The following is a 25,239-nucleotide window of genomic DNA, read 5'->3' as shown; positions in this document are numbered from 1 at the left end:
AAGTATAAAGTTATTATTAACCTCCCCATAACAAAAAAGTTCGTGCGTTACATACTTTTGGCATATAACACACGAACTAATAGCTAAGATTATTATTCCCCCTTGCTCTTAACTATTCTAAATATTTCCAGCCTTCCAGAAAGTCTTCCCAATTGTTTTTAAAATATGCCGCAGGAGGATAGGATCCAGGTTTAAAAATACCTGCATACATTTGTGTATTACCAACTTTGTAGGATTCAAAATCAATCATACGAAACCCTTTTGATTCTAGTTCACTCCATTTATTACGAAATTGAGTCCAGTTACTTTTAAAATAAGCCGCTTTTGCATACGATCCAGGCTTAAATATTCCTGCATACATTTGCTTATTCCCAACTTTATACGATTCAAAATCGATCATACGAAATCCTCTTGATTCAAGATCACTCCATTTAGCCACAAAATCATTCCAATTATCTTTAAAATATGCAGCTCTGGCATAGTTTCCTGGCTTAAAAATCCCGGCATACATTTGTTTATTTCCAACTTTATACGATTCAAAATCGATCATACGAAACCCTCTTGATTCAAGATCACTCCATTTAGCTACAAAATCATTCCAATTATCTTTAAAATATGCAGCTCTGGCATAGTTTCCTGGTTTAAAAATGCCTGCATACATTCGCTTATTCCCAAGCATATATGATTCAAAATCAATCATACGAAACCCTTTCGATTCGAGATCGCTCCATTTGTTACGAAATTGAGTCCAATTATCTTTTATATACGATGCACTATCATAACTTCCTGGCACAAAAATACCTGCATACATTTGTCTATTACCCACTCGATATGATTCAAAATCCATCATACGATACTCTCTACGCCTAGGAGCATCAATCAATACGCGTCCGTGTGGTATTTCTTGTCCATTAAAACTTTGCCATCCACTATGAAGCGTAGTTTGGTTATGCACATACGTTTTAGCAGATCCTTTTCTAAATTTCATTGCTTTAGCACTTCCATTCTTCTCTACATGTATATGCAAATGCGGACCGGTTGAATTACCAGAGTTCCCTACTCTACCCAAAAATTGTCCTTTTACAATATTAACCTGATCTGCAGGGTCATACATAACATATTGGTTTTCGTTATTAGTTGATGCGGGAAAAGTAGCTTCTTGTATATCACATAAACTTAATGGTATAGACCCAGGAATCATATGCGCATATAATACACGAGATCCATCAGCATGTTCTACCCATAACATATTACCTCCTCCTGGAATCAATTTTGCTGCTACAAAGGGGTGTTTTGTTCCATCACCAGGGTTTTCTGGGGCATTACGCCATCCTCCAATTATTTTACCGTTTGCAATGGCGTATATCGGTTTTCCGTAAATAACATCATCAGAATTTTTGCTTCCATCGGTTCCCGCTTTTAGATGCGTCCATTTGTTATTACCTATATAGCGTTTTACATGAATATCTTTACCTTTTTGTTGAATCCCCGCTGCATGATTCCTTGTATATACCCGTTCCTTAGGTTTTATATCTTCTCCCCTAAACGGAAATTCATAAAGAAGTTGTCCCAATGGAAGAATGTTCAAGCCTTTTTCTGAAGTTTCCTCAATTGAAGTAGTAATTTCATCCTTTTCGCAAGAGATAAATGAGATCAGAAACGAGCAAATCAATAGCCTTAATTTAGTAGTTTTCATAAATATGGTTTTAAGAATTATATGTGAATCTATACTATTAAAAAAGGGGTAGTTGTTGATATCACATAAATGTATGCAAACGCCATCGTACTTCTTACATACAATGTATGGCTGATAGGTTTGAATTGATAAGACTCCTTTTTGAATTGATATTTGACAATACTCATCCTAGCAGATAGTATCTAAAAGCTAAACTACATTCTATCCCTTAAAAATAACAACTCGGTACTTTCTTTTGGCATATAGCTATAGATATATAGACATTTGAATCATCAAAAATCAAATAACTATAAAACTTTAAATACATGAAAACTCTCGCATTAATTATTGTCTTTCTTATTTCGAACTTTATATCTCAGGCACAAGAAGAAACTAAAGGAATAACTATTACCGTTACAGTTCCGAATGTAACAAGTTCTGAAGGAGATGTTGTTTTTGGACTCTACAACGAAGATACTTTTATGAAAGCAGCTCCCATACAGGGGCAAAAAAGCAAAATAACAGAAGGTATTGCAAAAATCACATTTACCAATGTTCCCGAAGGTATATTCGCAATCTCTTGTTTTCATGATAAAAACAGTAACAATCGAATGGATTTTGAAGACAACGGAATGCCAAAAGAAAGCTATGGAGTATCTAATAACAACATGAGCTATGGCCCACCAATGTGGAGCGATGCAAAGTTTGAAGTTGGATCTAAAGATATGGAGATGGAAATTAGAATGTAGGAACAGATTATATTCATTAATCAAAAAAAGGAAATTATCTGTAGTGGATAATTTCCTTTTCTTCAATATCAAACAATAAACAAAATAAATTTTTAATTAAATATTAATAGTTTTTATCAATAGCTTTATTATTTTTGTAGACCAATTTGATAAAAATGACAATCACACAATTAAAATACGTTCTTGCGGTAGCAGAACATCAAAACTTTACCAAAGCAGCAGAAAAAACTTTCGTTACTCAACCCACCTTAAGTATGCAAATCCAGAAACTTGAAGAAGAACTGGATATCCTTATTTTTGATCGTAGTAAAAAACCGATAGCACTTACCGAAGTTGGAGCTAAACTAGTGCAGCAAGCAAGAAATATTGTTAATGAAAGTGAGCGCATACAAGACATTGTAGATCAACAAAAAGGATTTATCGGTGGTGAATTTAAACTAGGTGTTATCCCAACAGTTATGCCTACTTTACTTCCAATGTTCTTAAACAATTTTATAAAAAAATATCCCAAAGTAAAATTAAAAATCGAAGAGTTAAATACAGAGACTATTGTAGAACGACTCATGGATGGACATCTAGACGCTGCTATTGCTGCTACTCCATTAGAAAATGAAAATCTTAAGGAAAGAGTGCTATATTATGAGCCTTTTGTAGGATATATACCCTCTACACACCGACTAAACCAAAAGAAAAAGATTGACACCGGAGATCTTGATATCGATGATATGCTTTTACTAGAAGATGGGCATTGCTTTAGAGATGGTATTATTAACTTATGCAAAACCAAAAAAAGTTATGATGAAGATCATTTTCAGTTAGAAAGTGGAAGTTTTGAAACACTGGTAAAGTTAGCAAACGAAGGCTTAGGGATGACACTTCTACCCTATTTACATACGTTAGATATAAAAAATGATGAAAAAAGTAATCTTCATTACTTTAATGAACCATCCCCTGCAAGAGAAGTGAGTTTGATTTTTAATAAAAGTGAGTTAAAAATGCAAATTATAGATGCACTGCACTCTACAATTGCTGGTGTAGTAAAGGGAGCCATTGCTTTTCAAAACGTGCAAATTATTAGTCCTCTTCAAAAAACAAAAAGCGACTAAAAAGTCGCTTTTTTTTTATTATGTTTTTAAATAAATTAAACAAGATTGTAATTCTGGTTGTTTAACGGTCAGAGATTGAATCCAAATTTTTAATTCTTCAATCTCATGTGGAAGTAATCTGTTTAGTGCTTTAAGAACTTCCTTTGTAAAAAGATTAACATCAAAACTTACTTTTCTTAGTACAGTTTTTGTGTAATCAAACATTGCTCTAGCCATAAATTAATAGGGGTTTAAAAAAATGTTAGGTTTAAACAAGTAATTGTAGGAATAGGCTTACGTTTTTAAAATTAGTATACGCTAATATATGCAAATAAAACTAAAAACCTGGTCATTTAGCGCATTTTTAACAATACTAAAAACTATTATCGCCATCTAAAAGATCTCCTATACCTCCCAGGATACTTCCTTCACCTTTACTTTTACCTCCTCCTCTGGGAGCTAATGCTAATACTCGATTTGCCAATCTACTAAACGGAAGGGATTGTACATACACTACCCCTGGCCCAGTTAAAGTCGCAAAAAACAGACCTTCGCCTCCAAAAATTGTGTTTTTTATCCCTCCAACAAACTCGATATCATAATTTACATCTTTAGAAAACCCAATAATACAACCGGTATCAATTTTTAATTTCTCTCCAGGTTGCAATTCTTTTCTCGCAGTAGTTCCTCCTGCATGTACAAAAGCCATACCGTCACCTTCAAGTTTTTGCATAATGAATCCTTCTCCTCCAAATAAACCTCGACCTAATTTTCTTGAGAATTCAATTCCAACAGAAACCCCCTTTGCAGCACAAAGAAAAGCATCTTTCTGGCAAATAAACTTCCCGCCATAGTTAGTTAAATCTATCGGTATTATTTTACCCGGGTATGGAGACGCAAAACTTACCTTTTTTTTCCCGGAAACTTGATTATAAAAAGCAGTCATAAACAAGCTTTCTCCTGTTAACAGACGTTTACCTGCTCCAAATATTTTTCCCATGACACCTTGGTTTTTAGCAGAGCCATCTCCAAAAATAGTGTCCATTTTGATACCATCCTCCATCATCATAAAACTTCCAGCTTCAGCAATTACGCCTTCCTGTGGATCAAGTTCTATCTCTACATATTGCATTTCTTCACCAATGATCTCATAATCTATTTCGTGTGCAGTCATAATTAAATGTATAGTTTTTAGTTACCTGTTCGCTTACAGGTAGATTAATGAATCTTTTCTTTATCAGTAAACAATTTTAGAAATGTGTTACAATTAAATCTTCATTTTACTATACATTATTAACTTTTCACCTTTACTGTCCATTCAAAATTAAAAGTAGACACCTCTATCCCTTCTTTATTAGTACCTATAGATTTCATCCATACGGTTTGCCCCTCTCCGGTTTCTATTGTTTTTTGGATTGCATCTGCTACCAAATGCCCATCATTACATACAAATGTAATTCTACCTGTAGCCTTTTTAGTAAAAGTTGCATTATTATTGGCCACCAACATGGATATTTTTTTTCCACTATTTCTTATATACCCCGTTACTAAAGCACCGGTTGTTAATTCTGCGGCCATACCTTGTACAGCCCAAAACATAGAATTGAACGGATTTTGATTGATCCATCTATGTTTTACTGTAACGGTACAATTATTTCTATCGATTTTTTTTACCCGTACTCCGCACATCCAAGCAGAAGGTAATTTAAGTAGTAAGAATGAATTAAGTTTTCCAGGAGTGATATTCATAGTATTTGCTTTTAATTATGACAATATAGGTAAAAGAATGGTCTAGAAAAAACATCTTAAATCTTAAATTTATGTTAAATTATGGTACTATGTTTTGCATAATACCTTTTTAAAGATATATATTTGCATAAGAAACTATTATATACTTTTAAAAATGTCAATCAATAATCATAAAAATATTGCCGCTTTCATGCATCTGGGTGTATTTTCTAAATACTTTATCCCTTTCGGAAATTATATCGTTCCCATTCTTTTATGGACAACGAATAAAGATAAATCAGACTTTATAGATACTAATGGTAAGGAGGCAATTAATTTTCAGTTAAGTATTTTATTATATACTGTAGTATTAGGAATATTATCATTTCCATTCTTCATTTTTAATGTTTTTGGAGATGCGACCATTACGGATCTATTTCATTTTAATGATATATCAATCAACTTTTCAGATCCGGGAGGATTTAGAACTCTAATTGGAGCATCCTTTATTGGCATTATTGCATTAATTGGTTTTTTTCTGGAAATAATTTTTGTGATAACAGCGGCATTAAAAGCAAACAAAGGTGAAACATATAAGTATCCTCTTTGTATACGATTTATAAAATAACCATCAATCATCAATCAAAAAATGAACAGTTTAACTTTTAAAAATTAGTTTTATGAAGATCGAAAACACAAAAGCGCAAATGCGCAAAGGTGTTCTGGAATATTGCATACTTTCTATCCTTAAGGACGATGATGCCTATGTTGCCGAAATTTTGGAAACCCTAAAAGATGCAAAAATGTTAGTGGTAGAGGGTACAATTTACCCTTTATTAACGAGACTAAAGAATGCCGGATTGCTAAGCTATCGATGGGAAGAATCTACATCTGGGCCTCCTCGTAAATATTATGGCCTCACAGAAACAGGAAAACTATTTCTAAAAGAATTAAATACCACCTGGGACGAATTACGACATGCTGTAAACCTGGTAACCAAACAAAAAAAGAAGTAAAATGAACAAGACAGTTAATATAAATTTAGCAGGTATATTTTTTCATATCGATGAAGACGCTTATCTAAAACTGCAACGTTATCTAAATGCCATTAAACGTTCGTTTACCGATTCGCAAGGTAGAGATGAGATTATTGCAGACATCGAAGCTAGAATTGCAGAATTATTTAGTGAAAAAATAAAAGACGAACGACAGGTTATCGGCGATAAAGAAGTAGACGAAGTTATAGCAGTAATGGGACAACCGGAAGATTACAGGCTAGATGAAGAAATCTTTGAAGATGAACCCAAAGCGGCATCTCAAAAATCGAGAACATCAAGAAATCTGTTTAGAGATACTACAAATTCTTACGTCGGAGGAGTAAGCTCAGGATTAGGTCATTATCTAGGCATAGAACCAATATGGATTCGATTAGCATGGATATTGTTTACAATATTCTCTAGTGGAGCCTTCATACTTATCTACATAGCATTTTGGATTTTTGTTCCTGAGGCTAAAACCACTGCCGATTTTTTGGCAATGAAAGGAGAAGCAGTTAATATTAGTAATATAGAAAAGAAAATCAAAGAAGGGCTTGATGATGTCACCGATACCGTAAAAAATGTAGACTATCAAAAATATAGCGATAAAGTAAAAAGTAGCTCAACTACTTTCTTTGAAGCCTTAGGAGATGTGTTATTAGTCTTATTAAAAATATTCGTAAAGTTTATCGGTGTACTTCTAATCATAGTGGCCGGAGTTACTTTAATTAGTTTATTTATTGGATTATTTACACTAGGCACCTTTGGATTTATGGACACACCATGGGTAGAATACTTTGAAGTAAGTAATCACCCAGAAGTTCCATTATGGTTACTCTCTCTAATCACCTTTTTTGCTGTAGGAATTCCATTTTTCTTTTTATTCATCCTTGGGTTACGAATTTTGATAAGTAACTTAAAATCTATAGGAACCCCCGCCAAACTTGGTTTATTAGGAGTATGGATAATTTCAATTATAAGCCTAGCTGTTATAGGGGTTAGACAAGCAACTCTAGAAGCATACGATGCCGAAGTAATTACAGAAAAGAAATTATTACCGGTTACCAGTAATGATACCTTAACTATTAAAATGGAATCAAATAATAGATACGTAAAACACCTTAAACACAGAAATGATTATAAAATCAAGAGAGACTCGCAAGGTAACAGGATAATTGTGATACAGGATATAGAACTTTATTTTAAAACGTCAAAAAGAGATTCTATGGTAGGTATTACTATAGAAAAGAAAGCAGAAGGAAGATCATATGATGAAGCATCACAAAGAGCCGAAGAGTTAGATTATGCTTACGAACTTGATGGCAACCACTTGTTACTAAATGGATATGCAATTACAGAGTATGCCAGTAAACATAGAGACCAAGAAGTTAATGTAATACTTACCCTACCAGAGGGAATCACAATATTTGCCGATAAAAACACATCTGGGTTTAATAATTCCTGGAAATACGATGACTATATAACAATTGATAACAAAGAAGGTAAATATATCAAGGTAGTCGATGGAAAATTTGAATGTGAAAATTGCCCAGAAAAAGGAGAAGAAAATGATTGGGAATACAATGAATGGCAGGATGATGATGAAGTGAAAATTAATATCAACTCTGATGATCAAAATACTAACCTTAAAATTGATGAAGACGGAGTACGACTCAAAAGTGAAGAAGTAGATATAAAAATAGACGAAGACGGAATAGAAATTAAAACCGATAATTAAATCAATCCTTGCAATAAGCAAGATCAATCAAAAAACGAACAGTTAAATAATTAAAATGTAAAACCATGAGCACACTAGTCAAAATTTTAGTAACCTTTTGTTTATCGATAGCCTGTTGTTCCTGCAATGTAGTCTTCGATGGGATTAAGGGACAAGGAGAAGTTGTAAGAAAAGAAAGAACCATTAATGAAAACTTCGATGCTATAAAGGCGAGTAGAGGATTAGATGTTATTCTGATACAGGACGAAAGTAGAAAGGTAATCGTAGAAGCCAATAAAAACCTGCATGAACATATCGAGGTATATGTAAAAGAAAATACACTTTATGTAACTTCAGATCAAAACATATATTTCGCTGATGAAAAAAATGTATTTGTATCGTATGATAAATTAAACCAATTAAGGGTGAATAGTGGGGCCAGTATAACTTCTGAAGAAGCTGTAAAACAAAAAGACATCGAACTTAGAGCAACCAGTGGAGCAGATATCAAGCTAAACATAAAGGCAGAATCTGTAACTTCTTCGGCTACTAGTGGAGCCATGATCGACCTAGCAGGAAAAGTGAATTTTCATAAAGCAAATGCAACCAGTGGAGCGAACTTACGAGCAGAAGACCTTTTAAGTCTTGTCTCTGAAGCCAAGGCTACTAGTGGAGCTTCGATCCGAATTCATGCAAAAAACCAATTCACAGGAAAAGCAACCAGCGGTGCTGATGTGTTATACTATGGAAAACCAAAAAAAGTATCTGAAGTAGATAACTCTGGAGGTAACGTAAGAAGACAATAAATATAATTAACCCCCAACCGAACCAATCAAAGCCAAAGCCTCTTCAAAAAGGGGCTTTTTCTAATTAATCATTTTTATGTAATTCCTCTTTTATTCTCCAGTCTATTATATTTGTAAACAAGTTTCGCCAATCACTATACTTAAACAAAAAAAAATCTGTTATAATTATAAATTTCACACAAATATGAGAACACTTCTGTTAGTATTACTTTCATTTCTTTTATTGGGAAATGTTTATGGACAAAGAGAAAAAGTTAAGGGCAATAAAATAGTGAGTACCGAAGAACATACCTTAGAAAGTTTTCATACTATAGAAATATATGAAAATTTCGATGTAACTCTAGATGAAAGCAGTGATAATATGCTAAAGATTGAAGCAGATAGTAATCTACAGGAGCTTATCAACTTTGAAATTGTTGATGGTATATTAACGATAAAATCTAACAAAGATTTGCGACGCGCTAAAGCTTTAAATATTGAAATATTTTATGCTTCAGAACTAAAAAAAATTGTGTTACATAACAAAGTAAATGTAAAATCTTTGTCGCCTATAACTTCTAGCCAAATAACAGTAGAAGTAAATGACAATGCCGAGGTCTTTTTAACCACAGATACCAATAAAATAAACTGTGTCTCCAATGGTAAAGCCCATGTAGAGTTACATAGCACTGCTACAGAAGTTATTTATCAGATAAATGAAAACTCAGAAATAAAAGGAATCGTTACGGCAGATAGTCTTAAAGTAGATTTATATCAAAAAGCGTCTTCAGAACTACAGGGAGAAGTACAATCCATGTTACTACGGGCCGATAACGAAACCGACTTTTATGGTGAAAAATTAAGTTCAAAAAAGATGTCTTTAGTTGGTGAAGGTTCTAGTGACTGCTATATATTGGTTAATGAAGAAATAACCATTGAAGCCAGAGATAAAACTGAGATATTTTTACTAGGTGAACCTAAAATCAATATCAATACTTTTTCTAATGAGGCTACATTGTTTAAGAAGAAAATAGATTATGTGCCTAGCAAATTAAGATTAAATTAATAAAAAGGCGTCTTACATATGATAAGTAAGACGCCTTTTTTTAATTCTTATTCTATTTGTATTTATGCAGAAACTTCTTCGCTAGTCTCTACTGTTGCCAGATAGCGTTCTGCATCTAATGCTGCCATACACCCTGTTCCTGCCGCAGTCACTGCTTGTCTGTACTCTTTATCCTGTACATCTCCAGAAGCAAATACACCTGGTATATTGGTTTTGGTAGATTTACCTTCGGTAATGATATATCCTGTATCATCCATATCAACCTGTCCTTTAAAGATATCTGTATTAGGTTTATGCCCAATTGCAATAAACAATCCTGTAATTTCGATTTCAGATTTCTCTCCAGTTTGGTTATTTACCATTCGTAATCCTTCTACAACCTGCTCTCCCAATACTTCATCAACCTCAGTATTATATAATACTTTAAGATTTGGAGTATTATTTACTCGATGTTGCATGGCTTTAGAAGCTCTCATATAATCTTTACGCACTAACATCGTAACACTAGAACATATATTTGCCAAATAAGTCGCTTCTTCTGCAGCAGTATCCCCTGCTCCAACTATAGCCACATCTTGATTTTTATAAAAGAAACCATCACAAACAGCACATGCAGATACACCACCACCTCTTAATTTTTGCTCACTAGGAATTCCTAAATATTTAGCTGTCGCTCCTGTAGAAATAATTACAGATTCGGCTTCAATCTGTGTTGTACCATCAATGGTAATTTTATGAATCCCTCCTACTTCGGTACTAAAATCAACTGCAGTTGCCATTCCGATACGCACTTCTGTACCAAAACGTTCTGCTTGTTGTTGTAGTTGCACCATCATTGTTGGGCCATCAATCCCTTCCGGGTAACCGGGGAAATTATCCACCTCGGTAGTCGTTGTCAATTGTCCCCCAGGCTCCATCCCTGTATACATAACAGGTTTAAGATCAGCTCTAGCTGCATATATTGCCGCAGTATATCCTGCAGGTCCTGAGCCTATAATAAGGCATTTAATTCTTTCTATTGTGTCAGACATAGTCATTTCGTTTTTATCTGATGTAAAAGTAGCAATTTGACGATAAACCTTACATTAAAGTTATTAAGAATTGTTATTAACCCATAAACTTCAATTATTGAATTTTTTCTTACAACTCAATACTATTACATTTACATCTATATAAAAGTCATTTGCAACTAAAACTGTCGTATATGAATTTAAAAGAAAATAAGAAAAATGCAATCGCATTTTACAAAGCTGCTTATGAAGGAAATCCTAAAGATGCTGTAAAGCAATTTGTTGGTAAAGAATATATTCAGCATAATCCTGATGTTGCAGATGGAACAAAGGGGTTTATCGATTATTTTGAAAGAATGCAAAAAGAATATCCTGATAAATCAATTGAATTTGTTAGATCTATTGCCGAAGGAAATTTAGTAGCACTTCATACGCATCAAATATGGCCTGGAAATGATGAATATGTTACAATGGACTTTTTTAGGTTTGATGAAGATGGAAAAATTTGTGAACACTGGGATTCAATTCAGCATATTCCTAAAGATTCAGCGAATCCTAATAAAATGTATTAACGCAAAAAACCTGATAACAAAACATTAAAACGCACTGAACTCATCTTTTTTCTATACAATTATGACATTTTTTGATGTATTAGATATTTTAGGAACAGCCGCCTTTGCAATTTCGGGAGCATTGAGCGCAATGAAACGAAGACTTGATCTTTTTGGTATTTTTATCATTGCTTTTGTAACCGCGATTGGTGGGGGGACAATACGGGATATATTAATAGGAAGCACACCTGTTTCCTGGATGCAAAACACCACGAATTTATATCTAATTGGTGGAGTTACTACCCTATCCATTATCTTCAGAAACAAATTAAATTATCTTAAGAAATCTCTTTTCTTATTCGATACTATCGGATTAGGTATTTTTACGATTATTGGGGTAGAAACAGGTATTCAAGCTAACTTAGAGCCTATAGTTTCTGTTGCTTTAGGAGCAATGACAGGGTGTTTTGGAGGAGTAGTGCGGGATATTTTATGTAATGAGATTCCAGTAATTTTCAGAAAGGAGATCTATGCCACCGCTTCGATAGCCGGAGGAATTTGTTTTATGGTATTACATTCTTTTAGTGTTAATCAAAACATAATATACTTCTCTACTACCCTTTTTATTATTATCATTAGATTACTTGTAGTAAAATACAAGGTATCACTACCATCATTCTTTGTCAAAAATCAAATTATTAAATGAAATTTGAACCTAAATCGGACAACTACAAAAAAAAAGTAGAAGAAAGCTTTGAGCGCCAGCAATTCATGAAATTGATTAAAGCAGAATTAGTAGATGTTCGACCTGGTTATTGCGAAATTCAGGTTCCTTATCATTCAAATCTTACGCAACAGCATGGTTTTTTTCATGCGGGTGTAATAAGTACAATAGCAGACAATGCAGCTGGTTATGCTGGTTTTTCATTGATGGAAGAAAGCTCTTCTGTATTAACCGTAGAGTTTAAAATTAACTTAATGACTCCCGGAGATGGAGAATTACTAATCGGAAAATCTAATGTGATAAAAAACGGAAGAACATTGACCATTTGTAAATCTGATGTGTACATAATAAAAAATGGAAAGGAAAAGTTATGTGCAACTGCACAATTAACATTAATTGAACTTAAAAATAGTCCTGATAAAAAATGATTTGAAATGGAAGAACACAGAAAACTCACCGATTCAAAATTTCTTAAAGAATTTGCAAACTGCACTTTAACTCCTACTCTTTTTACTCATGAAGCCCATTTACGTCTGGCCTGGGTTAACATTAACGAATATGACGTGAATACTGCTTGCATATCGATTCCAAATCAGATCCTAAAATTTGCTACTAAACATGATGATCCCGATAAATTCAATAAAACTATTACTATCGCAGCTATAAAAGCAGTACATCATTTTATGCAAAAATCAAGATCAACCAGTTTTCAGGATTTTATTAACGAGTTTCCTAGGCTTAAATACAACTTTAAAGAATTACTGGGGTATCATTATAGTATTGATATTTTCAATTCTGAAAAAGCACAAAAACAATATATCGAACCAGATTTACTGCCTTTTTAACATCAAAATGTATATGAAGTACAGAAAAGCTACCCTGGATGATGTTTCAATTATTATACAAATGATTGCTAATGATGAATTGGGTATAACAAGAGAAAACTATCAAGATCCACTACCAAAACAATATCTTGAAGCTTTCAAAAATATAAATACAGACCCTAATCAGGAATTAATTGTAGCAGAAAGTGATAACCAGGAAATTATAGGAACACTACAACTTACTTTTATTCAATATTTAACGTACCAAGGAGGAATACGAGCTCAAATTGAAGCTGTTAGAATTAGAGAAGATCAAAGAGGTCAAGGTATTGGGCAAAAAATGTTTGAATGGGTAATAGAACGCGCAAAACAAAAAGGTGCACACGTACTGCAACTTACCACAGATAAAAAACGCTCAGAAACTATCAGATTTTATCAAAAACTAGGGTTTAAAGCTTCTCACGAGGGTATGAAGCTTCATTTCTAAAATTGACTCCCGATATCTTCAATCAAAAATTAATTTTCCTTTTCAATACATAGTATAACATTGTATAATAGGCTACATTAATTAAGAAATAAATCCCATTTTTTAACACCTCCTTATTCATTCTTTAGTATAAAAGAATAATCAAATTTAGTACTTTTGCACGAAAATTATCATTACTTGATAAGAGTTGTTTTCTCCATATTGCTGTTTGCCTCTTTTGCCATACGCCCGGCTATGGAAATTAGCACTGTTTTGTATTATCAACTCAATATTGATACTATCGTAGAAAAATATTGTGTTAATAAAGAGCGACCAAGATTAAATTGTAACGGAAAGTGTTATCTAATGACACAAATGAAGACTGCCAATAAACCATCTTCATCAGAAAAATCTGAAACCATTATTATTACAGAAGCTTTTATCCCTTTATTTTTTCAGGAAAACACTTTTCAATTAAAAAATATCATTACCAACTATAATATAACACATAACTGGAAATCTCATCATCTACAAGTACTAGAGATTTCTAACACTATCGACCACCCTCCTCAGTACATGTAATACCATATACACTTATTATTATTTTCAAGTCAATTTCTGACTTGAAGCAATCATTTATTAACATTTTTGTAGAGTGTTACACCTACACTCTTTTCTTAAAACCTATAAACCAATAACAATGAAGAAATTTATTATACTCGTATTACTATATACGAGTTGGACCAGTTATGGTCAAGAATCAATAGACTTAGAAGAAGTTCTAGTCACATCTGCAAGTAGAGAAATCCAAAAACGTTCTGAAGTGCCAGGATCTATTGCAACTATTAATGCAAAAACTATTGAAAAAACAAAAGCTTTTGGTATAGATCAATTAGTTAACCAGGTTCCAGGAGTATTTATGTCAACCTCAAGAGCTGCTAGTAATGAGCAACACTTTATGGCGGTACGCTCTCCTATCTCAACAAAAGCTTTGTTTTTATATCTAGAAGATGGATTACAAATTAGACCTACTTCGGTATTTAATCACAATGCATTATTAGAAATGAATGATACTTCTTTTGGTCGTATAGAAGTATTAAAAGGACCCGCATCAAGTATTTATGGCAGCGAATCAATTGGCGGAAGTTTCAATTTCATTACCAAAAACCCTACAGAGAAACTAAGCGGTAGCGTTGGCTTTCAGGCTAATGATTTAGGATTAAAGCGTTATGAATTTGAAGTTTCGGATCAAACCAGCGAAAAATTTGGTTTCTATCTAGGCGGACATTATGTGCAGCGCGAAGATGGTCCTATAGAACATAGTGACTATGAAAAAACCGCGGTTACCTTTAAAACAGTATATGATATAAATACCACTACAAAATGGACAACCGTTTTTGACATTGTAGATTATCGATCAGACATGAGTGGTTCATTAAGCGAAACTGATTATACCAGTGGAAATTATGAGAGTGACCAGACTTTTACCGAAAGAGAGGCTATTTCATTTAGAACCAGAACTACCTTAGACAAATCGTGGAATGATCAGAACAAAACGTCATTCAATGTAATCGTTAGAAATAATCGAATGGATCAAAATCCGTCATATAGGGTTCGTCAATTTAGAGATCAAGGACAATTAACCGGTTTTGGATCTGGAGAAGTTAATTCTAATCAGTTTAAAAGTTTTGTGGGTTTAATTCAGCATAAATTAGATTTTAACTTTGCAAATTCTTCTTTGATTGTAGGAGCTACAACAGATTATTCTCCACAGGATTATGTGGCAGAAACAACCGACATTATAGTAGATCCAGAAACTGGAAGAAATCTTGACTTTACCATTAACACAGGAGATTTCATTCTTAATTATGAAGCCAATATTTTTAATTACGCCTCTTTTTTCCAATATGAAATATCTCCAATTGATGCGCTTAAAGTTACCGCAGCGCTTCGTTATGATGGTTTTGAATACGATTATGATAACCTGGCCAATGGGACTGTAGGAGTTGATGATTCGATTGATAATTTCAATAATCTAACACCAAAGCTTGGCATCAATTATAATTTTAATACTAAGGCTGGTGTGTATACAAACTACTCGCAAGGGTTTACTCCTCCTCAAGTTTCTACACTATATCGTAATCGAAATGAGTTGCGCGGAATCAAACCCAGTCGTTACCATAATTATGAACTAGGTGGATACTTTACGATGTCCTCAAAACTAAAGTTAGATGCAGCTGTATATCTTCTCGAAGGAGAAAATACGTTAATTACACTAAGGGATGTAGATGATAATTTCTTCAACACTAATGCAGGTAAAACTAGATCTTATGGTGTAGAGTATGGCATCACTTGGTTTCCTATTAAAGAATTATCTATCACTCATAATGGGAGCTATGCGCAGCACCGATATGTAGAGTTTTTTGAACGAGGAGTTGATTATTCTAATACAGACAGAGAAACGGCCCCTAATTTATTAGGCACATCCTTAATTACTTATCAGAAAAATTTTAAAGATGATTTTGGTTTCAGCATTACTGCAGAGCATGAATTAGTAGGAGAATACAACACTAGTTTCGAAGGACAAATAGATAACGAAGATGGAACCTTTGATACCGCAACCTATAATGGGCACAATGTTTTTAATGTAAGAGCCAATGTAAGTTTTAAAAGTTTTGAAGTATGGGGTCATGCACTTAATATTTTTGATGAACTGTATGCAGCACGGGCTTCATTTAATCGATTTAGAGGAGAAAATAGCTTCACAATCGGTAACCCAATAGCATTTCACTTTGGAGCAAAGTATAATTTCTAATAAAAAACAAACCTCACAGGTTTGCAGTACATTCAATACTTTATGCCTGTGAGGCTTAATGCAAATAAAGAAATGAAAAAAAACGAAAAACTAAATAAGTGGCTGTGGAAATGGCATTTTATAGCGGGGGTTATCTCGCTTCCATTTATACTCATACTTTCAATAACGGGAGCAATCTACCTTTTTAAAGCCGATTATGAGGCTCCCAGACAACAACACATTAAAGAAGTTGTGGTACAAGGGGCTCCAATTTCTTTACAGCAACAATGGCAAATTGCCAATACAAATGCAGTTAAAAAACCTAATGCCGTCATCTTAACCACCAAAGCAAATCAAGCTACAGAATTTGTTTCAGGGCGTTTTGGTGGAAAAAGCAGCGTATTTGTGAATCCGTATTCTGGAAAAGTTTCAGGAAAGATTGTTAGTAGTAAAACCGATATGTTTAAAATCCGGAAGCTTCATGGTGAACTATTGATGGGAAAATTTGGAACCAAAATCATAGAGTTAATTGCAAGCTGGATGGTAGTTTTAATTCTTACAGGCCTATATGTCTGGTGGCCATCGAGAGGCTGGAGCTTAAAAGGTTTTTTTATACCAAGAGTACGCGAGGGTAAAAGAGTATTATTTAGAGACTTACATGCTATAACAGGATTTTGGGTTTCAGGCTTATTAATTCTTATTCTAGCAGGAGGTTTTCCTTGGACCGATGTGGTGGGGTCGAATTTCAAACAACTTCAAAAAATAACAAATACAGGTTTTCCAGCGACCTGGGATAGTCGACAACTACAATCTCAACCAAAAGAAAATGCACTAACATTAGACCAAATGGTTGATGTAGCCGGAACTTTAAACCTTACGGGTATAGTAACGCTTCATTTTCCAAAAGGCCCTAAAGGAGTGTTTAGTGTATCTAATTTTAACCCAAGTGATCTAGGTTCTCAAAAGAAAATTCATTTTGATCAATATACAGGAAAACAACTCCAATTTAATGATTGGCAGAATGTTGGGATACTCATGCGGGCAAGAATGTGGGTAATGGCTTTTCATCAAGGCGAGTTTGGTGCCTGGAACTGGTGGTTAATGTTCTTTACAGCTATAATTTTAGCCATAATGAGCATTTCGGCTTTAATATCGTATGTGCTTAGAAAACGTAAAGGCAGTTGGGGAGTACCAAAAGTACCGATAACGTTTAAAGTAGGGTATGGTATAATCGCTATAATAGGTATCCTTGCTCTTATATTTCCTTTATTTGGGGCTAGTCTATTAGTGATACTTATCTTTGATTATATAAGAAATATAAAAGAGAAAAGAAAAGTAGCTATTTCGAGCTAATAAAGTGGTTTAATTTTTTTCAATACGAAATCAAAATGAAAAAAAGAAAAGTAATACAATTAACTCGTAAATGGCATCGATATCTTGGTGTTGTTCTGGGAATCCAGTTTTTATTATGGACAATAGGAGGGCTTTACTTTAGTTGGACTACCATTGATGAGATTAGAGGTGATCATCTAAAAAATGAAGCTCCTTGTATTCCTAAAGATTTTGCATACGTTTCTCCAGAAGTATTTTTAACAACACTACTTAATAAAAATGATGATCTCATTTCATTAGAACTAACTTCTATCTTAGAAAAACCAGTGTATCGTATACAGTTTCTTTCTGAAGGAAAAAAGAAAGCGCTACTTATCAATGCAAAAAACGGAAAGTTAAGACACGCTATTAGCAAAGAAGAAGCCATTAAAATAGCCGAAAAAAAGTTAAACATAAATGCTAAAATCAATGCTATTGAATATATAACCGAGACTGGAAATCATCACGAATATCGCCGACGTCCTCTTCCGGCTTATGCTATTACTTTTGATCAACCCGCCAATACCACTGTGTATATATCAAAAGAGTATGGCAATGTCCAAACTTTTAGAAATAATCAATGGCGGATATTCGATTTTTTGTGGATGTTACACACTATGGATTATCAAGAGCGTGATAATTTTAATAATATACTTCTACGTGCTTTTTCTCTCTTTGGAATTTTTACTATTCTTTCTGGGTTTACACTTTATATACTGACTTCAAAAACACTAAATAAAAAAAAGAAACTTATAGAATAGCTAAACTTCATATAGCGCCTATATTTTAACTTATATTGGCACTATTTGTATCAATTTTCATTAATATCAACGTATTTTAACAGATCGGAAAATAAGCAAAAACCCTAAAACTATATAATGCTGCAAAGCTTTAGCAAGAGAAGGAAAAGTAATATCTTTGAAATAAAATTACCCGCACTATACAACTTTAAAATTTTTAAATTATGAAATTATCGTTTTTATATTCAGTATCTCTGATATTGCTGATATGTGCATCTTGCAATCAGCTTACTGGAGAAGAACAAAAATTTGACACATTAATGCAAGAAGTGATCGATGTACATGATGAAGTGATGCCTAAAATGGGAGAAGTAAGCACCTTAATCAAGTATCTGGATCCAAAAATCGACACTACAGCCGTAGGAAAAACTCATGCTAAAGCGCAACAAGATCTAAAGGATTCGTATGACTTTATGATGAAGTGGATGAGTGATTTTAGCGACACTTTTCCGCATGAAAATGAAGACAGTAAAATGAGTGCAGAAAAGCTATCTTCACAAATGAAACTACTACAGGAAGAAAAAGTTAAAGTACATCAATTAAAAGATCAAATCAATTCAAGTATTAAAAATGCTAAAAAGCTATTAGAAAAGTCATAGCGTACTGTTACTTTGTTATTTGTAAAAAAGTTTTACTTTAGCAGCTGCAACAAATCATATTCAAACCGATGAAAAAAATTATTTTATTAGCCTCTGTTCTATTGATCACAAGTTCATCTGTATATTCTCAGAAAAAAAAAGATCTTTTAGACGAAATAGATAAACTAAGAAAAGAGTTAAAAGTAGCCAAAGGAGAATTAAATGATTCTCGGAAAAAAGAAAAAGCTACACTTACCCAGGTAGAAACGATACAAGCCCAGGTTAAAGACTTAAAAGAAACCAATGCATCGCTTTTAGCCAACATGGGGAATTTTACCGAACTTTCTAAAAAGAAAGCTCAAAATTTAGAATCTTCATTAGAAAGTCTTCAGGAAAAAGATAAACAACTTAAGACCATTAATGATGCCATTGGTCAAAGTGATGCTACAAAATTAGAAACTTTAAAAGTTTTAAAGAATGCACTTGGAGACCAAGCTAATACTATTGCATTAAAAAACGGAAGTGTTCTTATAACATTGGCAAACACCTTACTATTTGGAGAGAGTGATAAAAGTTATACTATTGATGACAAAGCTAAAGCCTTATTAGGAAAAATAGCAAATGCTTTAAATGCAAAACCCGACTTAAAAATCATTGTCGAAGGAAATAGCAATGCTTTAAATATTAAAGATAAGAGCATCAGTGATAACTGGGACCTTAGTGCAAAACAAGCCGCTGCTGTGGTGAGAACTTTGCAAAATGATTTTAAAGTAGATCCAAAGAGAATGAATGTCTTAGGAAAAAGTGAATATGGATCTCAAAGCATAGAAACTGCAACAAGAATTATAATTGATGCCAAATTTGATGAGTTTTATGCTTTGGTAAAAGAAAACATGAAAAACGGAGCCAAAAAATAAAAACATCAACAACCTTATAAAAATCCGATCCTAAACGATCGGATTTTTTTGTTTGTATTTTTAGTGATTTATAGGGTGAATTTTGAAAAATGACATAAAATTTTTATATTTACGTAACCAATTACGTAGTTATATTTGTATATGAATTTCTTTGATGATATAGGCAGTATTGCGATAGGTACCAGGTTAAGAATGCTTAGCGACAAAGTTGCCGAAGACGCAGCTAAAATTTACCCAATGTATGATGTAGGTTTAAAACCAAAATGGTTTCCGGTTTTTTATATTTTGTCGCAGACTAATGAAAGATCAATTACAGAAATCGCCGATGATATAGGTCACTCCCATCCTTCTGTTAGCAAAATAGTGCGTGAAATGATCAAAGCAGGAATCGCAAATGAAAAACAGGATAAAAATGATAAAAGAAAAAACAACATTCAACTTTCTGATCAAGGAAAAATATTAGCCGTCCGAATTGAAGAACAATATATTGATGTAAAAAAAGCCGTAGAAGAAATTCTAAATCAAAGCAGAAATAATTTATGGAGTGCGATGGAAGAATTTGAATTTTTATTGGATCAAAAATCAATTCTTCAGCGTGTTAAAGAGAATAAGAAACAACGAGAGTCGGAAAAAGTGAGGATTGTCCCTTATGAATTAAAGCATCAAGAATTTTTTAAGCGTTTAAATGAAGAATGGATAACTACCTACTTCAAAATGGAAGAGGCCGATCGAAAGGCATTAGATCACCCAAAAAAGCACATTTTGGATAAAGGCGGATACATCTTGATCGCACTATACGATAATGAACCGGTTGGAGTATGTGCATTAATAAAAATGAATGATCCGAATTATGATTTTGAGCTTGCAAAAATGGCTGTCTCCCCTATCGCAAAAGGAAAAGGAATAGGTAGGTTATTAGGTAAAGCTGTCATAGAAAAAGCAAAATCTTTAGGCGCAAAAAACATATACCTAGAGAGTAATACAGTTTTAAAACCGGCCATAAATTTATATCACAAACTTGGTTTCAAAAAAGTCATTGGGCGTTCGACTCCTTATGAGCGGTGTAATATTCAAATGGAATTAACTTTAAAATAAAAAAGGCTATAAACTCGGCATGAAAAGGAATTGAATTTCAAAAACCCATTCATAATGGATTTGTTTACATGTTTATTTCAGTTCTTTCATGCCGAACTATAGCTTAATTCTTAATAAATAATTATTTGCAGTTATATAACAAAAAGCCAAATCAAAATAGAAAGGGTTAACACCAATACTCCCTGTATCCCAGTAATTAAAGTAAAAGATCTGTTCGTGTCTTTAGCGCTCATTCCGCTAAACTGAGAAACCACCCAAAAATAGCTATCATTAAAGTGAGATACTGTCATAGCTCCTCCTCCAATGACCAAAACTGCCAATGCAAATTGAATGGCAGAGTCCCAACCCAACGCCGGGATCAATGGGGCTAGAAGCGAAGAAGTAATAACCATTGCACTGGTTGAAGAACCTTGGGCCGATTTTAAGACAGCAGCTATTATAAAAATTAGAATTAGAATCAAAACATCATTAGAATCTCCAGAAGTCATCCATAGTGATACATATTCAGAAAGGGGAGTTGCCTTTAATACACCACCAAATGCACCCCCTGCAGCGGTAATAATTAGTATCGGCCCAGACACTTTAATTGCTTCCAAAAACCAATCCGAATATTCGTTCTTATTCCTGGGGCGTAACAATAACATCGCAACAATTGCGCCTATAAAAATCGCTACCACAGGCGCACTTAAAAAATTTAACCACGGCGTTTCAATTCCGGTAAAACGAAATATTGTACCTAATGCAATTAACAAAATTGGAAGTAACAAAGGGATCAGAGCATTTTTTAAAGAAGGCATTATAGTAAGATCGTCCTCCTCTATTTCATTATGCACTTCTTTAGTAACAATATGTTTCCCCAACCTTTTAGAAAGTAATTGGGTGATGAATAATACGGGAATGCTAAAGCATATACCCAATAAAATAATCGTTCCTAAATAACCTGAGGCTCCTATATTTCCTGCTGCGGCGATCGGACCAGGCGTAGGAGGCACCAAAGTATGTGTAGTATACAATCCTGTAGCTAATGCCAGGTTTAAACTAGCCTTACTCGTATGACTTAATTTACTTAGTTTATTTGCTAATCCAGAAAGCAAAATAAATCCGCTATCACAAAAAACAGGAACACTTACAACTGCCCCAATCAATGAAATAGCTGGAATTGTCTTCTTTTCACCTGTGAGTTTAATAATACGCTGTGCAATTTTCATGGCACCACCCGATTTTTCTAAAAACACTCCAATCACACTACCAAAAATTACAATCATCCCAATGTAGCTCATGATACCTCCAAAACCTTTTTCCATAGATTTTATAAGTTCGGGTAAAGGAATTCTCACCGTAATCCCAAGAAAAAAACAAGCTATAATTAATGCCAGAAATGGATGAAGTTTGAATTTAGCAGTCAGAAGTATAATCAAGACTATCGATGCTAATATTAGAAGTAGTAAAGATGGTCCAGTGATCATACCTGCTAAATTAAGAATTATTTCTTCTTAATTCTATAGCCATAATGTTTTAATGCTGTTCATAACTAAGTCTACCGTACCAAATATAAAACAGATCCAAATATTTGCACTAAATTCACAAAGTCTGTTTCACAAAACAGAGATCTTAAAAACTGATACTAATATGAAGACAAAGTCTATCGGACTCTTTGCAGGCCCCATTCTGTTTTTGTTAATTTTCTTTTTTTTTCGTGCAGAAGGGTTAACACTCGAAGGGACCGCCACATTGGCAATAGGCACCTGGATAGCCATATGGTGGATTACTGAAGCTATTCCTATTTCTGCTACCGCCTTATTGCCATTCATATTATTTCCAATAACCGGGGTTATGTCGGTAAAAGGGGTATCAGCGGCGTTCGCCAATCAAATGATATTTTTATTCTTAGGGGGATTCATTTTATCGGCAGCCATCGAAAAAACAAATCTTCATAAGCGTATCGCTCTCAATATAATTCATGCCATAGGAAGCAACTGGAATAAAGTAATATTAGGATTTATGATTGCTACAGCGTTCTTAAGTATGTGGATATCTAATACGGCAACAGCGGTAATGATGCTTCCTATAGGAATGGCGGTTGTTTCTCAAATCCAGGCTGAAGATGAAATTAAAAAAAGTATGGGGAAATCATTAATGTTTGCCATTGCTTATGGTTGTTCTATTGGCGGAATCGCAACTATTATAGGCACCCCCACTAACATCATTTTTGTTGGTATCGTAGAAGAATTATATGGTCAGACGATATCATTTACCCAATGGATGGCGCTGGGGCTTCCGTTTTCTATACTAATGCTAGTTATTGGTTGGCTATATCTAACTAAAGTAGTATTCCCAGTTACCGAAGAAGGTATTCCGGGAGGAAAAACAACAATAACCAAACAGCTTAAACAACTAGGAAAAATATCCTATAAAGAAAAATCTGTATTCATTGTATTTATAGTAGTTGCACTGTGCTGGATCACAAATTCGTTCCTCCTTAAAAAAATCATTCCAGGGATTAATGATACTTTAATAGCTATTGCAGGAGCCGTTACACTTTTTATAATTCCCTCTGGAGAAAAGAAAAAAATTGGAATCATTAACTGGCAAACTGCCGAAAACATCCCTTGGGGTATATTATTGCTCTTTGGAGGTGGTCTTGCCCTGGCCGAAGGATTTAAAGTCTCGGGATTAGCACAATGGATTGGTAATCAACTTACTTTGTTTGAAGTTTTACCAACAATAGTATTACTACTGGCAATCATAACAGTTATTAATTTTCTTACCGAAATTACTTCTAATGTTGCAACAGCAGCTATGTTAATGCCTGTATTAGCAGCCTTAGCCCTCTCTATAGATGTACATCCGTATTTTTTGATGGCTGCCGCGACCATCGCAGCATCTTGCGCATTTATGTTGCCTGTAGCAACACCTCCAAACGCCGTAGTTTTTGGTTCTGGATTGCTAACCATACCTGTTATGATTAAGGCTGGTTTTTGGATGAATATAATCTCTATTTTTGTAGCTACCATTTTGATTTATTTTCTATTACCTATCATGTGGGATATTGATGTAACTATTTTCCCTGAGTTGTTTAAATAACAAATGCGTTATGAAAATTCTTATAGCACCAGATAAATTCAAAGGGTCACTTAGTGCTACAGCTGTATGTGATGCTATTGCAACAGGAATTAATAAATATGATCCAACTATAGAAGTGGTAAAACACCCTCTTGCCGACGGTGGTGATGGTTCACTGGATATTCTGGAACAACATCTGGATCTCAAGACTATTGCTGTAACCGTAAATGACCCCCTATTTCGACCCATAAAAGCTCATTATAAAAAAACAAATAATATAGCTTATATCGAAATGGCTACAGCTTCAGGCTTAGCATTACTTAAGAAAAAAGAACGTAATTGTATGCATACTACCACCTATGGTACAGGTGAATTAATCCTAAATGCCATACAGAGAGGAGCAACTACTATCTATTTATCGATTGGCGGCTCTGCAACATGTGATTTAGGTATCGGAATGGCCAATGCACTGGGGTATACTTTTTTTGACAAAAATGAAAAACAAGTGAGGCCTATTGGCAAAAACCTCAGAAAAATAGTTTCAATACAACGCCCTGAAAACAAGGATTTGCTTAACAGCGTAAAGTTTATTACGTTATGCGATGTAGATAACCCTTTATATGGTCCACAAGGAGCTGCACAAGTTTTTGCAGCACAAAAGGGAGCTAATCCGAAAGAGATTGAAATTCTGGACAAAGGATTATCTCATTTCTCTACCCTTATTTCGCAACAATTACATAAAAACATTGCCAAACAACCTGGTGCAGGTGCTGCCGGAGGAATTGGCGGCGGAAGTATTGCTTTTTTAAATTCTACACTTCAATCGGGAATTAAGACGATGTTAGAAATTACTAAATTTTCGAAGGCTTTGGAGCAAGTTGATCTGATTTTTACAGGCGAAGGTAAGATTGATCAACAAACACTACACGGAAAAGTAGTTTTTGGAGTCTCCCAATTCGCAAAAACCAAAAACATTCCGGTTTATGCTATCTCTGGAGCATCGGACTTATCTGTTCCTGAAACAAAGTCTTTAGGGGTCATAGCGTTAAGAACAGTTCTATCTGTAAGCCAAAATGAAGAAGAAGCATTTACTAATGCCCAACATATCGTTGAGGAACTCTCTTTTGAAATGATCAGAGCTAAACTATCAAAGTAAACAGCTATATTTAAATTCTATTAGAAAGAATTCTTTTGAAGATAATAT

27 protein-coding genes are annotated in these 25,239 nt (G+C 34.0%); 21 read left to right on the top strand and 6 right to left on the bottom strand.

Going from position 1 to position 25,239, the window contains the following annotated elements; all coding sequences use genetic code 11:
* Positions 1-112: 112 nt before the first annotated feature.
* Positions 113-1,696 carry a hypothetical protein gene (locus ABW637_RS12790; RefSeq protein WP_367585091.1) on the bottom strand — a complete coding sequence of 528 codons (1,584 nt, stop codon included), beginning with the start codon at positions 1,694-1,696 and terminating at the stop codon, positions 113-115.
* 305 nt (positions 1,697-2,001) lie between these two features.
* Between ABW637_RS12790 and ABW637_RS12785 the strand changes: the two genes are divergently transcribed.
* Together ABW637_RS12785 and ABW637_RS12780 are read left to right on the top strand one after the other, a co-directional pair.
* Positions 2,002-2,424 carry a DUF2141 domain-containing protein gene (locus tag ABW637_RS12785; protein WP_367585090.1) on the top strand — a complete coding sequence of 141 codons (423 nt, stop codon included), beginning with the start codon at positions 2,002-2,004 and terminating at the stop codon, positions 2,422-2,424.
* A gap of 155 nt (positions 2,425-2,579) precedes the next feature.
* The gene (locus ABW637_RS12780) at positions 2,580-3,530 is read left to right on the top strand and encodes a LysR substrate-binding domain-containing protein (protein WP_367585089.1); all 951 of its coding nucleotides are present in this window, start codon (positions 2,580-2,582) and stop codon (positions 3,528-3,530) included.
* Between the two features lie 18 nt (positions 3,531-3,548).
* On the opposite strand, the gene ABW637_RS12775 is transcribed toward ABW637_RS12780, so the two are convergent.
* From ABW637_RS12775 to ABW637_RS12765, 3 genes are all read right to left on the bottom strand, one after another.
* Positions 3,549-3,746: a hypothetical protein gene (locus ABW637_RS12775; protein WP_201920392.1), complete on the bottom strand. Its 198-nt coding sequence runs from the start codon at positions 3,744-3,746 to the stop codon at positions 3,549-3,551.
* 136 nt (positions 3,747-3,882) lie between these two features.
* Entirely contained in the window at positions 3,883-4,683 is an 801-nt protein-coding gene (locus ABW637_RS12770; RefSeq protein ID WP_367585088.1) for a TIGR00266 family protein, read from the bottom strand.
* Positions 4,684-4,802: 119 nt separating this feature from the next.
* A complete protein-coding gene (locus ABW637_RS12765) occupies positions 4,803-5,258 on the bottom strand; it encodes a DUF4442 domain-containing protein (RefSeq protein ID WP_367585087.1) in 456 nt (151 codons plus the stop codon).
* A 154-nt stretch (positions 5,259-5,412) separates the two neighbouring features.
* On the opposite strand from ABW637_RS12765, the gene ABW637_RS12760 reads away from it, so the two are divergent.
* The 5 genes from ABW637_RS12760 (at position 5,413) to ABW637_RS12740 (ending at position 9,842) form a co-directional block, all read left to right on the top strand.
* A complete protein-coding gene (locus ABW637_RS12760) occupies positions 5,413-5,865 on the top strand; it encodes a DUF4870 domain-containing protein (RefSeq protein WP_367585086.1) in 453 nt (150 codons plus the stop codon).
* A 52-nt stretch (positions 5,866-5,917) separates the two neighbouring features.
* A complete protein-coding gene (locus ABW637_RS12755) occupies positions 5,918-6,253 on the top strand; it encodes a PadR family transcriptional regulator (RefSeq protein ID WP_367585085.1) in 336 nt (111 codons plus the stop codon).
* 1 nt (position 6,254) lies between these two features.
* Positions 6,255-8,012 (top strand): PspC domain-containing protein, encoded by a 1,758-nt coding sequence (locus tag ABW637_RS12750; RefSeq protein WP_367585084.1) that lies wholly within the window; start codon positions 6,255-6,257, stop codon positions 8,010-8,012.
* Between the two features lie 65 nt (positions 8,013-8,077).
* Positions 8,078-8,797: a head GIN domain-containing protein gene (locus ABW637_RS12745; RefSeq protein ID WP_367585083.1), complete on the top strand. Its 720-nt coding sequence runs from the start codon at positions 8,078-8,080 to the stop codon at positions 8,795-8,797.
* A gap of 184 nt (positions 8,798-8,981) precedes the next feature.
* Positions 8,982-9,842: a GIN domain-containing protein gene (locus ABW637_RS12740; protein ID WP_367585082.1), complete on the top strand. Its 861-nt coding sequence runs from the start codon at positions 8,982-8,984 to the stop codon at positions 9,840-9,842.
* A gap of 62 nt (positions 9,843-9,904) precedes the next feature.
* Here the strand turns inward: ABW637_RS12740 and trxB are convergent, their stop codons facing one another.
* Positions 9,905-10,873 carry a thioredoxin-disulfide reductase gene (trxB, locus tag ABW637_RS12735; protein ID WP_367585081.1) on the bottom strand — a complete coding sequence of 323 codons (969 nt, stop codon included), beginning with the start codon at positions 10,871-10,873 and terminating at the stop codon, positions 9,905-9,907.
* Positions 10,874-11,046: 173 nt separating this feature from the next.
* On the opposite strand from trxB, the gene ABW637_RS12730 reads away from it, so the two are divergent.
* The 12 genes from ABW637_RS12730 to ABW637_RS12675 all read left to right on the top strand — a co-directional run bounded on the left by ABW637_RS12730 (position 11,047) and on the right by ABW637_RS12675 (position 20,972).
* The gene (locus ABW637_RS12730; protein WP_367585080.1) at positions 11,047-11,424 is read left to right on the top strand and encodes a nuclear transport factor 2 family protein; all 378 of its coding nucleotides are present in this window, start codon (positions 11,047-11,049) and stop codon (positions 11,422-11,424) included.
* A gap of 61 nt (positions 11,425-11,485) precedes the next feature.
* Positions 11,486-12,109: a trimeric intracellular cation channel family protein gene (locus tag ABW637_RS12725; protein WP_367585079.1), complete on the top strand. Its 624-nt coding sequence runs from the start codon at positions 11,486-11,488 to the stop codon at positions 12,107-12,109.
* Complete coding sequence (locus tag ABW637_RS12720) at positions 12,106-12,555, top strand: PaaI family thioesterase (RefSeq protein ID WP_367585078.1); 450 nt, start codon at positions 12,106-12,108, stop codon at positions 12,553-12,555. Before ABW637_RS12725 ends, ABW637_RS12720 begins: the two co-directional genes overlap by 4 nt.
* 6 nt (positions 12,556-12,561) lie before the next feature.
* Positions 12,562-12,972 carry a hypothetical protein gene (locus tag ABW637_RS12715; RefSeq protein WP_367585077.1) on the top strand — a complete coding sequence of 137 codons (411 nt, stop codon included), beginning with the start codon at positions 12,562-12,564 and terminating at the stop codon, positions 12,970-12,972.
* Positions 12,973-12,985: 13 nt separating this feature from the next.
* Positions 12,986-13,438 carry a GNAT family N-acetyltransferase gene (locus ABW637_RS12710; RefSeq protein ID WP_367585076.1) on the top strand — a complete coding sequence of 151 codons (453 nt, stop codon included), beginning with the start codon at positions 12,986-12,988 and terminating at the stop codon, positions 13,436-13,438.
* Between the two features lie 234 nt (positions 13,439-13,672).
* Positions 13,673-13,999, top strand: a complete 327-nt coding sequence (locus ABW637_RS12705) for a hypothetical protein (RefSeq protein ID WP_367585075.1) — start codon at positions 13,673-13,675, stop codon at positions 13,997-13,999.
* A 118-nt stretch (positions 14,000-14,117) separates the two neighbouring features.
* Positions 14,118-16,232 carry a TonB-dependent receptor domain-containing protein gene (locus ABW637_RS12700; protein WP_367585074.1) on the top strand — a complete coding sequence of 705 codons (2,115 nt, stop codon included), beginning with the start codon at positions 14,118-14,120 and terminating at the stop codon, positions 16,230-16,232.
* Positions 16,233-16,304: 72 nt separating this feature from the next.
* A complete protein-coding gene (locus ABW637_RS12695; protein ID WP_367585073.1) occupies positions 16,305-17,564 on the top strand; it encodes a PepSY-associated TM helix domain-containing protein in 1,260 nt (419 codons plus the stop codon).
* A gap of 35 nt (positions 17,565-17,599) precedes the next feature.
* Complete coding sequence (locus ABW637_RS12690) at positions 17,600-18,343, top strand: PepSY domain-containing protein (protein WP_367585072.1); 744 nt, start codon at positions 17,600-17,602, stop codon at positions 18,341-18,343.
* A gap of 203 nt (positions 18,344-18,546) precedes the next feature.
* Positions 18,547-18,981 (top strand): hypothetical protein, encoded by a 435-nt coding sequence (locus ABW637_RS12685; protein ID WP_367585071.1) that lies wholly within the window; start codon positions 18,547-18,549, stop codon positions 18,979-18,981.
* A gap of 68 nt (positions 18,982-19,049) precedes the next feature.
* Positions 19,050-19,877 (top strand): OmpA family protein, encoded by an 828-nt coding sequence (locus ABW637_RS12680; RefSeq protein ID WP_367585070.1) that lies wholly within the window; start codon positions 19,050-19,052, stop codon positions 19,875-19,877.
* Between the two features lie 141 nt (positions 19,878-20,018).
* Complete coding sequence (locus ABW637_RS12675; protein WP_367585069.1) at positions 20,019-20,972, top strand: bifunctional helix-turn-helix transcriptional regulator/GNAT family N-acetyltransferase; 954 nt, start codon at positions 20,019-20,021, stop codon at positions 20,970-20,972.
* 131 nt (positions 20,973-21,103) lie between these two features.
* Here ABW637_RS12675 and ABW637_RS12670 read toward each other — a convergent pair whose 3' ends face one another.
* The gene (locus ABW637_RS12670) at positions 21,104-22,438 is read right to left on the bottom strand and encodes a GntP family permease (protein WP_367585068.1); all 1,335 of its coding nucleotides are present in this window, start codon (positions 22,436-22,438) and stop codon (positions 21,104-21,106) included.
* A 163-nt stretch (positions 22,439-22,601) separates the two neighbouring features.
* On the opposite strand from ABW637_RS12670, the gene ABW637_RS12665 reads away from it, so the two are divergent.
* Positions 22,602-24,056 (top strand): SLC13 family permease, encoded by a 1,455-nt coding sequence (locus ABW637_RS12665; protein ID WP_367585067.1) that lies wholly within the window; start codon positions 22,602-22,604, stop codon positions 24,054-24,056.
* A gap of 10 nt (positions 24,057-24,066) precedes the next feature.
* Positions 24,067-25,191: a glycerate kinase gene (locus ABW637_RS12660; protein WP_367585066.1), complete on the top strand. Its 1,125-nt coding sequence runs from the start codon at positions 24,067-24,069 to the stop codon at positions 25,189-25,191.
* Positions 25,192-25,239: the final 48 nt, after the last annotated feature.

The organism is Aquimarina penaris (assembly GCF_040786285.1).
GTDB lineage: Bacteria > Bacteroidota > Bacteroidia > Flavobacteriales > Flavobacteriaceae > Aquimarina.
Note: the sequence above shows the minus strand (reverse complement) of the source record. Positions and strands in the feature narration are given on the sequence as shown.